Raw genomic sequence first — 12823 nt, forward strand, 5'->3', positions numbered from 1 at the left:
GTCTCCGCCACCGCACGGTTGAGCGGTGCTCGCGGTCTCCGCCACCGCACCCGGCTCGTGCCCGGAGCCGGCGGTAGGCTCGGCCGCATGTCCGCCGCACACCTCCTCATCGGCCCCCTCCTGCGGCGAGTCGTGGACACCCGCGCCACCATCTGGGTGGAGACGGCAGCGCCCGCCGTGGTCACCGTCCGCACCGCCGACGGCGCCACCGGCACCGCGCCCACCTTCTCGGCGTACGAGCACCACTACGCGCTGGTGGTGGTGGAGGGGCTCACCCCGGACAGCGCGACCAGCTACGAGGTGCTCGTCGACGACGAGCTGGTCTGGCCGGTGCCGCGCAGCGGCTTCCCGCCGAGCGTGATCCGCACCCGGGCCGCCGACGACCGGGACCAGCCGGTCAACCTGATCTTCGGCTCGTGCCGGGAGACCACCCAGCACGCCACCACCCGCAAGCTGCCGCCGGACGCGCTTGACGCGTACGCCCGGCGATTGATGGCCGACCCGGAGTCGAATCCGCTGCCCGACCTGCTGGTGCTGCTCGGTGACCAGGTCTACGCCGATGTCACCTCGCCGACGGTGCGCCGGCTGCTGCGTCGGCGCCGTCGGCGGCCGAAGGGCGCCCCGGCCGACCAGGTGGTGAGCTTCGACGAGTACACCAAGCTCTACCTGGAGTCCTGGCGCGATCCGGAGATTCGGTGGCTGCTCTCCACCGTGCCGAGCGTGATGATCTTTGACGATCACGAGATCATCGACGACTGGAACACCTCGGCGGCCTGGCGTGCGCAGGTGCGCGAGCAGCCGTGGTGGCAGGAGCGGATCGGCAGCGGGCTCGCCTCGTACTGGGTCTACCAGCACCTGGGCAACCTGTCCCCGGACGAGATCACCGCCGACCCGGTCTACGCCAAGGTCGTCGCCGCCGAGGACGCAACAGGTGTGTTGCGTGAGTTCGGGCACCGGGTCGACCAGGAGTCGGACGTGGCGCACGACACCGAGCGCTGGCGCGCGGTGCAGTACCAGTGGAGTTACGCACTGGACCTGGGCCGGACCCGGTTGGTCATGCTGGACAACAGGTGCAGTCGGGTGCTCGACCAGGGCAGCCGGGCCATGTTGCCCCCCGGCGAGTGGTCCTGGTTCCTCGACCAGGCGCACGGCGTCTACGACCACCTGGTGGTCGGCGCGTCGCTGCCCTGGCTGCTTCCGCAGGGCATCCACCACATCGAGGCGTGGAACGAGAAGCTGGCGGACTCGCGTCGCCCGTGGGTGGCCCGCGGGGCGGAGAAGCTGCGCCGCGCTCTGGACCTGGAGCACTGGGCGGCGTTCCGGCGCTCCTTCGAGGCGCTCACGGAGACCTTCGCCCGAATCGGCACCGGCACTCCGAGGCAGTCCGGCGCACGGGTCGGCGCCGGCCCGGCGTACGCCCCACCGGCGTCGATAAGCGTGCTCTCCGGGGACGTGCACCACTCGTACGTGGCTCGGGCCCGGTTCTTCGACCCTGCGGTGGTCACGCCCGTGCACCAGCTCACCTGCTCGCCGATCCACAACCAGGTGCCGGCCGGCATCCGTCCGCTGATGCGGTTGGGCTGGTCGGCCGGCCCGGCCGGGGCGACCCGGGCGTTGGCCCGCTCGGCGGGCGTACGACGGCCTGGTGTGCGCTGGCGCAAGTTGGCCGGCCCCTACTTCGGCAACGCCGTCGCCACGCTCACCCATCAGGGGCGTGACGCGGACGTGGTCATCGAGGGCACCACCAAGGACGGGCACCTACGCCCGGTGATGCGGCGTCGACTCTCCGGTAGCGGCGAGCCGACCGCGCCGTAGTCTCTACGCCGTGGATGAGCACCTGCCGGAGCCGATCCGGGCAGTCGAGCACGAGTTGACCGCTCTGCTGCGTCGTGGGCGGGCGGTTTCCTGGGAGATCGCCCGGGAGGTGCACCCGAATCTGGAGCCGAACACCTACGGGCTGCTGCTCTGGTTGCGGCGCAGCGGGTCGATCCGGTTGACCGAGCTGGCGTCGCGGCTCGGTGTGGGCAAGGGCACACTGAGCCGGCAGATCAACGCGCTGGAAGCCCTCGGGCTGGTCCACCGCGACCCCGATCCGAGCGACCGGCGGGCCGCGCAGATCCACCTCACCGAGGAGGGTCAGCGCCGGTTCGACGTCGCCCGTGCGGCCCGGTTGGGTGAGTTCCTGCGGGCGCTGGACGGCTGGCCGAGCCGGGACGTCGAGGAGTTCGCCCGGCTGCTCGGCCGGTTCAACGACTCCTGGCAGTAGCCCTCTCGGCGGGGAATATGGCACCGGTCCGCCAAGTTGTTGCTTCAGGCAACCAAGGCATACGGTTGCTTCAGGCAACTCTCAGGCGGCACGTGCGCACCACCCGCCGCCGCTCCACCTCGACTCCGCTCGGAGGCAACAACGATGAGCCAGGCGACAGTGCCCAGCTCGGCGACCGCCGTCACCATGACCCACCGGCAGATCCTGGAGGCGCTCTCCGGCCTGCTGCTCGGCCTGTTCGTCGCGATCCTCTCGTCCACGGTCATCTCGAACGCGCTGCCGCGGATCATCACCGAACTGCACGGCGGCCAGTCCGCGTACACCTGGGTGGTGACCTCGGCCCTGCTCGCGACCACCGCGACCACCCCAATCTGGGGTAAAATGGCCGATCTGGTCAATAAGAAGTCGCTGGTCCAGCTCGCCCTGGGGATCTACGTGCTGGGTTCGGTGCTCGCCGGTCTCGCTCAGGGCACCGGTGAGCTGATCGCCTGCCGGGTGCTCCAGGGCGTCGGCGCCGGCGGCCTCACCGCGCTGGCCCAGGTGATCATGGCCACGATGATCGCGCCGCGCGAGCGGGGCCGCTACAGCGGCTACCTCGGCGCCGTGATGGCCGTCGGCACCATCGGTGGTCCGCTGATCGGCGGCGTGATCGTCGACACCTCCTGGCTCGGCTGGCGCTGGTGCTTCTACGTCGGCGTGCCGTTCGCCATCGTCGCCCTGATCGTGCTCCAGAAGACCCTGCACCTGCCGGTGGTCAAGCGGAAGGCGCAGATCGACTGGTGGGGCGCCACCCTGATCACCGCGGCCGTCTCGGTCCTGCTGATCTGGGTCTCCCTCGCCGGTGACCAGTTCGCCTGGGCCTCCTGGCAGACCGCCGTCATGGTCGTCGGCGCGCTGGCCCTCGGTGCCCTCGCCGTCCGGGTGGAGACCCGGGCCGCCGAGCCGATGATCCCGCCGCGGCTGTTCCGCAACCGCACCATCACCCTCGCCGTGATCGCCAGCATCGCGGTCGGCGTCGGCATGTTCGGCGCGTCGATCTTCCTCGGCCAGTACTTCCAGATCAGCCGTGGCCAGAGCCCGACCATGTCGGGTCTGATGACCCTACCGATGATCCTCGGCCTGTTGGTCGCCTCCACCGTGGGCGGGCGGATCATCACCAGGACCGGGCGCTGGAAGCGGTTCCTGGTGGTCGGCTCGGCGCTGCTCACCGTCGGCTTCGCGCTGATGGGCACCCTCCGTGCCGACACCAACTTCACCCTGCTCAGCGTCTACATGGCGCTCATCGGCGTCGGCCTGGGCCTGACCATGCAGAACCTGGTCCTCGCCGTGCAGAACACCGTCGGCCCGCACGAACTCGGCGCGGCCAGCTCGGTGGTGGCGTTCTTCCGCAGCCTCGGTGGCGCGATCGGCGTCTCCGCCCTCGGCGCGGTGCTCGCCCACAAGGTCAAGGACTACACCGCCGAAGGGCTGTCCCAGCTCGGCATCCCCGCGTCCAGCTCCGGTAGCGGCGGCACCCTGCCCGACGTGCACACCCTGCCCGGCCCGCTGCGTGCCGTGGTGGAGAGCGCGTACGGCCACGGCGCCGGTGACATCTTCCTGACCGCCGCCCCGTTCGCGCTGATCGCACTGATCGCGGTGGCCTTCATCAAGGAGGTGCCGCTGCGGCAGCACAACGGCACCCCGGTTTCCGACGGGGTCGAGCGGGAATCGACAGTCGCAGCCGGCGCGGGCGCAGCCGTGGTCCGCACCGGCGACCAGAGGTGAGGTAGAGCCATGAGCGTGGGAGCACCGGACCGCGAGGAGTACGGCCCCCGGACCCGCCCGCTGCCGTTCGAGCGCGGCACGGACGGCCCCCGGGTGGTCCTGGTGGGCGTGGACGGCACCCGCACCTCCGAGCGGGCCGGCGCCTACGCCGCCGGCCTGGCCCGCCGGCAGGGCGCCGCCCTGGTGGTGGTCTTCGTCGGCTCGGCGAGCGGGCTGACCGCGCTGGTGCCCGGTATGGACGCCGGGGCGGTCCAGCGCACCCACGACGAGCTGGCCGCCGAGCTGCGTCGGGAGTGCCAGCGGGGGGCCGAGCAGTGGGGCATCCCGGTGACCTTCCTGTTCCGGCGCGGCGACGCGTACGGCGAGTTGTGCGCGGCGGCCGACGAGTTCCAGGCCGACATGGTCGTGGTGGGCACCTCCGAGCAGGCCGGTCACCGGCTGGTCGGTTCGGTCGCCACCCGCCTGGTCCGCACCGGCCACTGGCCCGTCGTCGTGGTGCCCTGAAATCCTGTCGCGACTGTCGTACCCGAGCCGCAGGATGGCCCGATGACGACATGGACGGCACCGGAGATCGACCGCACCCACGAACCCCTCGTCGCTGACGAGCGCACCATGCTGGAAGGCTGGCTCGACTACCACCGCGACACCCTGCTGCACAAGTGCGCCGGCCTGACCGCCGAGCAGCTACGCACGGCGAGTGTCGAGCCGTCCGGCCTGAGCCTGCTCGGGTTGGTCCTGCACATGACCGAGGTCGAGCGGTCCTGGTTCCGCCAGCGCTTCGCCGGCCAGGACCTGCCCGACCTCTACGACTTCGACGCCGACAACGACGCCGAGTTCCACGCCGCGGCCGAAGCCGACCCGGAGGCCGCCTTCGCCGCCTTCCGCGCCGAGGTCGACGCGGCCCGGGCAGCGACCGCCGGCCGGTCACTGGACGAGACGTTCACGCTGACCCGCAGAGGCGGCACCGACACCTTCAACCTGCGCTGGGCGTACGTGCACATGATCGAGGAGTACGCCCGGCACAACGGCCACGCCGACCTGATCCGGGAACGCATCGACGGCGTCACCGGCGACTGACCGACGCTCAGTGGTCCAGGGCCGCCCGCAGGTAACGCAGGTCGGCGTGGCCGCCCCAGCGGTGCGCCGACAGCCCGGCGGCGCGGGCGCCCCGCACGGCCCAGTCCTCGTCGTCGACGAAGAGGACCCGGGCCGGCGGGGTGGCCAGGGCCACGCAGGCGGCCTGGAAGTACTCCGGAGCCGGCTTGTGCACGCCGATCGTGGAGGAATTGACCACCACGTCCAGCTCGCCGACCAGGCCCAGCGCGGCCAGGTCGGCGTCGAGCAGGTCGGTGGCGTTGGTGCCCAGCCCGACCCGGACGCCCGCCGCGCGAACCTCCCGGACGAACGCCAGCACCTCCTGGTCGACCTCGCCCCGGTAGCCCTGCCACTGCTCGACAGCGGCGCGGGCCCGTTGCGGGCTGCCCACCGACTCGGCCAGGGCGTCCGCCACACTACTCATCCACTCGGCGTGGCTGACCTGGCCGGTAAGCACCGGCTGGAGCCGCCCCCACTGCATGGCGATCTCACCGAGCACCCCCTCGGAGAGGCCGTACTCCCGCTCGACGACGGCGGCCACCGCCGGGTCCCACCGGCGCAGTACGCCGTCGAAGTCCAGCAGGAGCGCCGTCGCGCGTTCCCGAGCCACTACCCGTTCTCCTCGCCGCGGCGGTGCCGCTGGTCGTCCTCGTCGGCCCGGTTGAGCCGTTGGCTGATCACCTGGGTGACCCCGCTACGCATGGTCACTCCGTAGAGCGCGTCGGCGATCTCCATCGTCCGCTTCTGGTGCGTGATGACGATCAGCTGACTCTTCTCCCGCAACTGTGCCAGCAACGTGATCAACCGGCCCAGGTTCACGTCGTCCAGGGCCGCCTCCACCTCGTCCATGATGTAGAACGGGCTGGGCCGGGCGCGGAAGATCGCCACCAGCATGGCCACCGCGGTCAGCGACCGCTCGCCACCGGAGAGCAGCGACAGCCGCTTGATCTTCTTGCCCGGTGGGCGGGCCTCCACCTCGACACCGGTGGTGAGCAGGTCGTCGGGGTCGGTGAGGATCAGTCGGCCCTCACCGCCGGGGAAGAGCACGGTGAACACCTGCTCGAACTCCCGGGCGGTGTCGGAGAAGGCGCTGGCGAAGACCTCCAGGATCCGCTCGTCCACGTCCTTGACCACGGTGAGCAGGTCCCGACGGGTTGCCTTGAGGTCCTCCAGCTGCTCGGAGAGGAACTTGAAGCGCTCCTCCAGCGCGGCGAACTCCTCAAGCGCGAGTGGGTTGACCTTGCCGAGCAGGGCCAGTTCGCGTTCCGCCTTGGCGGCCCGCTTCTCCTGCACCGGCCGCTCGTAGCGCACCGGCTCGGGCACCGGCAGGCCGTCGCGCTCGGCCGCCGCCACGTCCACCTGCGTCGGCGGCACCGGCTGGGTGGGGCCGTACTCGGCGACGAGCGTCTCCACGTCCAGCCCGAAATCCTCGGCGGCTTTCGCCTCCAACTGCTCGATGCGCAGCCGCTGCTCCGCTCGGGCCACCTCGTCGCGGTGCACCTGGCTGGTCAGCCGCTCCAGCTCCGCGCCGAGCCGCTTGGCCGCCCCGCGTACCTCCTGCAGCTCGGCCTCCCGGGCGGCGCGTTCCCGGGCGACCGCGTCGCGGTGCTCCTCGGCCGTCGCGATCGAGGTGGTGAGTCGGGTGAGCGCCTCGCGGGCACCGCCGGCGACGGCGCGCGCGATGCCCGCGCCCCGGGTGCGCGCGGCGCGCCGGGCGGCGGCGCGTTCGCGGGCGGCCCGCTCCGCGGTGGCCTGCCGGGTCAGCGAATCGGCCCGGCCGGCGATCGAGGAGACTCGCTCCTCGGCGGTACGCACGGCGAGCCGGACCTCCATCTCGTTCTGCCGGGCCTGCGGCACCATGGCGGCGAGTTGGTCGCGTTCCTCGCTGGACGGCTCGGCGTCGACCGGGGTCTCCTCGGCCAGCCGCAGCCGTTCCGCCAGCTCGGCGAGCGCGGTGAGGTCCCGCTGCCGGGCCGCCTCGGCGCGGGAGTGGGACTCGCCGAGCCGGTCGGTCTCCGCCTTCGCCGAACGGGCCGCCGCGCCCAGCTCGGCCAGCCGGCGGGCGGCGGCGTTGCGGTGGCTCTCCGCCTCGCGTTTCTCGGCGGCGGCGTGCTGTACGGCCTCCTTGGCGGCGGCCACCTCGGCGCGCGCCTCGACGAGTTGGTCACGCAGTTCCGCGCCACCGCGCTCGGCGGTGAGCCGGTTGCTGCGGGCCTCCTCGACGGCCGCCTGCACCTCGATGTAGCTGGGGGCCTTGGCCGACCCACCGGCCGCCGCGTACGCCCCGACCACGTCACCGTCCGGGGTGACCGCCCGCAGTTCGGGGTTGCTGGCGACCAGGTCGGCCGCGGCGGCGAGATCGTCGACGAGCGCCACGTCCCGCAGTGCCCGGTGCACCGCCGGGCGCAGCTCCTCGCCGCACTCCACCAGGTCGGGCGCCCACCTGGCCGCGTCGGGCAGCTTCGGGCGCAGTGCGTCGGCGGAACCGGTCATGCCGGGTCCCGCCGGGCTGCCGACGAGCAAACCAGCCCGGCCCGCGTCGGAGATCTTCAGCAGCCGCATCGCCTCGACGGCCTCGTCCACCCCGCTGACGGCTACCGCGTCGGCGAGACCGCCGAGCGCGGCGGCCAGCGCCGCCTCGTGGCCGGGCGCGACGGTGAGCAGCCCGGCGAGGCTGCCGAGCAGGCCGGGCACGTCGTCGGCGCGGGCGAGCAACGCCCCGGCGCCGTCCTTGCGCCGCAGCCCCAGGGCCAGCGCCTCCTCCCGGGCTTTCCAGGTGGCGGCGTCCTTCTCCGCCGTCCGTTCGGCGTCGGCAAGCGATCGCACGGTGGCCTGCGCCCGCTCCTGCACGGCGACCGCCTCGGCGTGCCGGGCGTCCAGGTCCGCGTTGTCCCGGTCGGCCTCGGTGGACTGGGCGGCCACCGCGTCCAGGTCGGCCTGTGCCTGCTCGGCGCGCCCCAGAGCGTCGGCGTGCGCGACGGCGAGCCGTTCGATCTCCTCGCCGGCGCTTGTCGTCCGGGCGCGGGCCGAGTTGACCTGACCGGTGAGCCGAGCCATCCCCTCGCGCCGGTCGGCGATGGCCTTGGCCGCGGCGACCAGCTCCCGCTCGGCGGCGGCGAGCTGCCGTTCCAGCTCCTGGCGGTGCTCGACCGCCTCGGCCAGGCGGATCTGGTCGTCGGTGAGCGCCGCGCGCAGCTCCTCCTCCTGCTCGCGGACGTGTTCCGCCTCGGCCTCCAGCTGGTCCGGGTCGCGGCCGGGCCGTTCGTCGTCGCCGCTGGCGCTGAGGTGCCGCAGCCGCTCCCGGGCCAACTGCTCGATCGAGCGGAAGCGCTCCTGGAGGGCGGCCAGCTTGTACCAGGTGTCCTGGGCGGCGGCGAGCAGCGGAGCGTCCTGGGCGAGGGCGGCCTCCAGCTCGCCGAGCCGGCCCTGCACCTCCACGTGCTCGCCCTCGATCTGCTCACGCCGCTCCCGCAGCGCCGTCTCGTCGGCGATCTCCCGGTCCAGGGTGGTCCGCAGAGTGGCCAGGTCGTCGGCGAGCAGGCGCAGCCGGGCGTCGCGCAGGTTGGCCTGGATGGCGGCCGCCCGGCGGGCCACCTCGGCCTGGCGGCCCAGCGGCTTGAGCTGGCGGCGTAGCTCGGCGGTGAGGTCGGTGAGGCGGTTGAGGTTGGTCTGCATCGCGTCGAGCTTGCGCAGCGCCTTTTCCTTGCGCTTGCGGTGCTTGAGGACGCCGGCCGCCTCCTCGATGAACGAGCGGCGGTCCTCCGGCTTGGCGTGCAGCATGCCGTCGAGGCGGCCCTGCCCGACGATGATGTGCATCTCCCGGCCGATGCCGGAGTCGGACAGCAGCTCCTGGATGTCGAGCAGCCGGCAGGTGTTGCCGTTGATCTCGTACTCGCTCTCGCCGGAGCGGAACATCCGGCGGGTGATGGAGACCTCGGTGTACTCGATCGGCAGCGCGCCGTCGGTGTTGTCGATGGTGAGGGTGACCTCGGCACGGCCCAGCGGCGCCCGGCCGGCGGTGCCGGCGAAGATGACATCCTCCATCTTGCCGCCCCGCAGCGCCTTGGCGCCCTGCTCGCCGAGCACCCAGGCGATGGCGTCGACGACGTTGGACTTGCCGGAGCCGTTCGGGCCCACCACGCAGGTGATCCCGGGCTCCAGCTTCAACGTCGTGGCGGAGGCGAAGGATTTGAAGCCCTTCACCGTCAGGCTCTTGAGATACACCTTCTCGATCCTCGTCCGGGGGCCGCCGTACCGTCGCCGGCTGTGGGGACCTGGGTGAACTCGCAGACTAACCCGGTGGTGGGAGCGGTCGGGCACGCGACCCGCCCCGGGCCGGGCGCGAGACGTGGGTCCGCCGTTTGTTCTGTCGATCACGACAGGGACGAGGGCCGTTCATGATCGCTTGTCGCTGGGCGTGCTATTCGGATAGCGGGGACGCGGTAAGGGCGGAACCGGCCACAAGATCATAAATAGTTGGCGCCGAAAGGAGCCGGACAGTGTTGCGCGCCGGCACACAGGTGTCGGCGCGCATTTTGCGAGAGTGCGATTCAGTTTTGCGACGCAGAGATCAGGTCAGCGCCGGCTCGGCCAGACGGAGCAGATCGTCTGCCTCCGCCGCGGCCGCCGCGAGCCGATCATTGTCGGCACGCAACCGGGTGATCTCGAACTCCAGTGCCTGAACCCTGGAACGCAGTCGGGTGACCTCGTCGAGCAGACGCCGGTCGGGCGCTGCACCTACGTGGCCGTAGAGGGCCTTCGCCATGCTGACTCCTTGATATGCGCTGCCGGAAAGGCCGGACCAACGCGCGCCCATTTATACGCGGCTGTCATTCCAGGCTGTATCTGGGCATGACCGGGCGCGAGTGGCGACACCTATATATTGAGCCGCAAACCCCTCCTTCGTCAAGTTCTCGCAGGCCGTAGATCATCTCTACGTCGACCTGACCACTTGTCGGGGGGCTGCCGCAATGGCACGGACACTCTCTGTCCGGACGCCTTTACTGTACGCCCGGATCCAGGGAATTCCGCACCCTGGCGTCCGACTTCCCCTTAACTCTTCCTTAGCCACGTTGCCGCAGGTCGCGGGCGCGCCGTAGCGTCACCCCGGCCCGCAACCGACCCGTGGAGGCATAGGCGTGTACGGCTGGACCGACCCGATGGACCCGAACGGCGCCTCCCGGCGCGCCGAGCGGCCGACCGACGAGCCGACCTGGCTGCACGACCGTCCGGAGCCCCGCTCTGCCTACCTGTTCGGTGACGACCCGAACCAGCCCGGCGACGGGTGGCACCGGGAGCAGCCCCCGACCGACTGGCAGTCGGATCCGGAGACCTCCGGCGGGCCGGCCGACGCTCAGACGGCCGCCTGGCCGGACCAGCGTCCGGAGCACGAGCCGGCCGAGGGCTGGCACGACACCCGCCCGCCCGGGGCGGCCACCGAGGGCTGGCACGACACCCGCCCGCCCGGGGCGGCCACCGAGGGCTGGCACGACACCCGCCCGCCCGGGGCGGCCACCGAGGGCTGGCAGGGCGGCGGACCCGGCGGCCCGACCACCGACGCCTGGCACGACGATCCCCCGGCCCGGGCCGCCACCGACTCCTGGCACGGCGGCAGCCCCGCCGGCCCGGCCAGCCACGGCTGGCGCAGTGACGCCGGCCCGGAGACGACTGGTGGTTGGCGACCCGACCCGGAGACGACCGACGACTGGCCCGCCGGCACCGACCGGCCCGGTGAGGGACGACACCGCTCCCGCCGCCGTTGGCGACGGCCGCTGATGATCGGTGGGGCCGCCGCGGCGGCCACCCTCGTGGTGAGTCTCGGCGTCGGCGCGGTCGGACTACCCGGCGGTGACGACGGGGCCAGCCGGCCGACGGCCGTCGACGACACCTTCGCCCCGTCGACGGCGCCCACCGAGGAGCCGACTCTCGACACCCTCGCGGCACCGTCCCCGACCAGCACGCCCAGCCCGACCCCGCCGAGCCCGACGCCGAGCAGAGTCGTCAAGCCCACCCCGGAGGCGTCGCGTACCACCGCAGCGTCACGGCGCGGCGCGCCGCGCACCAGCGCGCCGGCCACGAGCAACGGCTCCAACGGTTCGAGCGGCTCCAGCGGGCCGAGCGAGCCGAGCGGCACTGTCAGCGCCCAGGCCCGTGAGGTGGTGGACCTGGTCAACGCCGAGCGCGCCAAGGCCGGCTGCGGGGCACTGAGCATCGACGACAAGTTGGTGACCGCCGCCCAGAAGCACAGCCAGGACCAGGCCGACCACAAGAACATGTCGCACACCGGCAGCGACGGCAGCAACGCCGGCACGCGGCTGGACCGGGTCGGCTACGCCTGGCGCACGTACGGCGAGAACGTGGCCTGGAACCAGCAGACCCCGGCCGCGGTGATGGACGCCTGGATGAACAGCTCCGGTCACCGGGCCAACATTCTGAACTGCGCGTTCACCGAGATCGGCGTCGGGATCGCCACCAGCAACGGGCCGTACTGGACCCAGGTCTTCGCGGCGCCGCGCTGAGCGCGCGTCGTTCGCGCCCCCGCGCTCGTTTGACCCGGTGAGGTACGCCGGGCCAGAGCGTGGGGGCGGCGTACCGGTGCGGGCGGCGACCGGCCGTCCGGGACCCGGGAGCTGCCGATGCGGATCCGGCCGCGGCGACGCGTCGCCGTACGCCCACTGCGCCGCGTCCTGTCGGCCGGCGTCGCACTCGTCCTGGTGATGCCGGCGTACGGATGCCGACCCGAGCTGACCCCGCCCGGCGCGCCCACCCCGTGGCCGGCCGCGTCGGCCCGCACCTGGCAGTGGCAGTGGCAACTCAGCGGCCCGCTCGACCCGACTGTGGAATCGGACGTGTTCCTGCTCGACCCGGTGGTCACCACCGCCGCGCAGACCGCCGAGCTGCGGTCCCGGGACCGCCGGCTGATCTGCCAGGTGCACGCCGGGTCGGTCGGCACCGCCGACCCGGACGCCAGCCGGTTCCCGGACATCGTCCAGGGCTCGACCGGGCGTCGGCCCGGCAGCCGGTGGCTGGACGTACGGAGCTGGGACGCGCTCGAGCCGGTGCTGGCCGACCGTTTTCGACTCTGCCGGGGCAAGGGCTTCGGCGCGGTGGCGCTCGCCGACGCCGACGGGTACGCGTCCCGCAGCGGCTTCCCCCTCGACTTCGACGACCAACTGCTGTTCAACCGCCGACTCGCCGAGCTGGCCCGCTCACTGAGCCTCTCCCCCGGGCTGGTCAACGACGTGCCCCAGCTCGCCGCACTGGCACCGGACTTCGATTTCGTCGTCAACGAGGACTGTGTCCGGCTGGGCCAGTGCGCCAAGCTGCTGCCGTTCGTCGACGCCGGCAAACCGGTCTTCCACGTGGAGTACGCCAGCTCGACCGACGAGTTCTGCGTCACCACCGTCGGCTACGGCTTCGCGTCGATCCGCAAGGACCGTCAGTTGGACGCCTGGCGGGAAGCCTGCCCCCTGCCCTGACACGGCGGTGGTCGGGCCGCCGTCGCGGCCCGACCACACTCTTGCCCGGCCACCCCCTTGCCCGGCCACCCCCTTGCCCGGCCACCCCCTTGCCCGGCCACCCCCTTGCCCGGCCCCGCCCGGCTCGGCCCCGCCCGGCTCGGCCCCGCCCGGCTCGGCCCCGCCCGGCTCGGCCCCGCCCGGCTCGGCCCCGCCCGGCTCGGCCCCGCCCGGCTCGGCC

General features: G+C 72.6%; 10 protein-coding genes. 7 read left to right on the forward strand and 3 right to left on the reverse strand.

Annotation, left to right across the window (positions count from 1 at the left end):
- Positions 1–87 precede the first annotated feature (87 nt).
- From ACFYPM_RS30655 to ACFYPM_RS30675, 5 genes are all read left to right on the forward strand, one after another.
- A complete protein-coding gene (locus ACFYPM_RS30655; protein ID WP_387204390.1) occupies positions 88–1815 on the forward strand; it encodes an alkaline phosphatase D family protein in 1728 nt (575 codons plus the stop codon).
- A gap of 10 nt (positions 1816–1825) precedes the next feature.
- The gene (locus tag ACFYPM_RS30660) at positions 1826–2266 is read left to right on the forward strand and encodes a MarR family winged helix-turn-helix transcriptional regulator (protein WP_387204393.1); all 441 of its coding nucleotides are present in this window, start codon (positions 1826–1828) and stop codon (positions 2264–2266) included.
- A 144-nt stretch (positions 2267–2410) separates the two neighbouring features.
- A complete protein-coding gene (locus tag ACFYPM_RS30665) occupies positions 2411–4030 on the forward strand; it encodes an MDR family MFS transporter (RefSeq protein WP_387204398.1) in 1620 nt (539 codons plus the stop codon).
- A gap of 9 nt (positions 4031–4039) precedes the next feature.
- Positions 4040–4534 (forward strand): universal stress protein, encoded by a 495-nt coding sequence (locus ACFYPM_RS30670; RefSeq protein ID WP_387204401.1) that lies wholly within the window; start codon positions 4040–4042, stop codon positions 4532–4534.
- A 42-nt stretch (positions 4535–4576) separates the two neighbouring features.
- Positions 4577–5107: a DinB family protein gene (locus tag ACFYPM_RS30675; protein ID WP_387204403.1), complete on the forward strand. Its 531-nt coding sequence runs from the start codon at positions 4577–4579 to the stop codon at positions 5105–5107.
- Positions 5108–5114: 7 nt separating this feature from the next.
- Here the strand turns inward: ACFYPM_RS30675 and ACFYPM_RS30680 are convergent, their stop codons facing one another.
- The 3 genes from ACFYPM_RS30680 to ACFYPM_RS30690 all read right to left on the reverse strand — a co-directional run bounded on the left by ACFYPM_RS30680 (position 5115) and on the right by ACFYPM_RS30690 (position 9890).
- A complete protein-coding gene (locus tag ACFYPM_RS30680) occupies positions 5115–5735 on the reverse strand; it encodes an HAD family hydrolase (protein WP_387204406.1) in 621 nt (206 codons plus the stop codon).
- Positions 5735–9349: a chromosome segregation protein SMC gene (smc, locus tag ACFYPM_RS30685; RefSeq protein ID WP_387204409.1), complete on the reverse strand. Its 3615-nt coding sequence runs from the start codon at positions 9347–9349 to the stop codon at positions 5735–5737. Before smc ends, ACFYPM_RS30680 begins: the two co-directional genes overlap by 1 nt.
- A gap of 346 nt (positions 9350–9695) precedes the next feature.
- Positions 9696–9890 carry a hypothetical protein gene (locus ACFYPM_RS30690; protein WP_030487463.1) on the reverse strand — a complete coding sequence of 65 codons (195 nt, stop codon included), beginning with the start codon at positions 9888–9890 and terminating at the stop codon, positions 9696–9698.
- A gap of 373 nt (positions 9891–10263) precedes the next feature.
- On the opposite strand from ACFYPM_RS30690, the gene ACFYPM_RS30695 reads away from it, so the two are divergent.
- Together ACFYPM_RS30695 and ACFYPM_RS30700 are read left to right on the forward strand one after the other, a co-directional pair.
- Complete coding sequence (locus ACFYPM_RS30695; protein WP_387204412.1) at positions 10264–11643, forward strand: CAP domain-containing protein; 1380 nt, start codon at positions 10264–10266, stop codon at positions 11641–11643.
- A gap of 117 nt (positions 11644–11760) precedes the next feature.
- Positions 11761–12603, forward strand: coding sequence for an endo alpha-1,4 polygalactosaminidase (locus ACFYPM_RS30700; protein ID WP_387204415.1), 843 nt, complete (start codon positions 11761–11763; stop codon positions 12601–12603).
- The last annotated feature ends 220 nt before the right edge of the window (positions 12604–12823 follow it).

Origin of the sequence: Micromonospora sp. NPDC005203, assembly GCF_042872705.1 — a bacterium.
In the GTDB taxonomy this organism is placed as follows: domain Bacteria; phylum Actinomycetota; class Actinomycetes; order Mycobacteriales; family Micromonosporaceae; genus Micromonospora.

Bases quoted from the DNA above. Each gene is read 5' to 3' on its own strand.
- ACFYPM_RS30665 (WP_387204398.1), top strand. From the start codon at position 2,411: ATGAGCCAGGCGACAGTGCCCAGCTCGGCGACCGCCGTCACCATGACC.
- ACFYPM_RS30700 (WP_387204415.1), top strand. From the start codon at position 11,761: ATGCGGATCCGGCCGCGGCGACGCGTCGCCGTACGCCCACTGCGCCGC.
- ACFYPM_RS30670 (WP_387204401.1), top strand. From the start codon at position 4,040: ATGAGCGTGGGAGCACCGGACCGCGAGGAGTACGGCCCCCGGACCCGC.
- ACFYPM_RS30675 (WP_387204403.1), top strand. From the start codon at position 4,577: ATGACGACATGGACGGCACCGGAGATCGACCGCACCCACGAACCCCTC.
- ACFYPM_RS30655 (WP_387204390.1), top strand. From the start codon at position 88: ATGTCCGCCGCACACCTCCTCATCGGCCCCCTCCTGCGGCGAGTCGTG.
- ACFYPM_RS30690 (WP_030487463.1), bottom strand. From the start codon at position 9,890: ATGGCGAAGGCCCTCTACGGCCACGTAGGTGCAGCGCCCGACCGGCGT.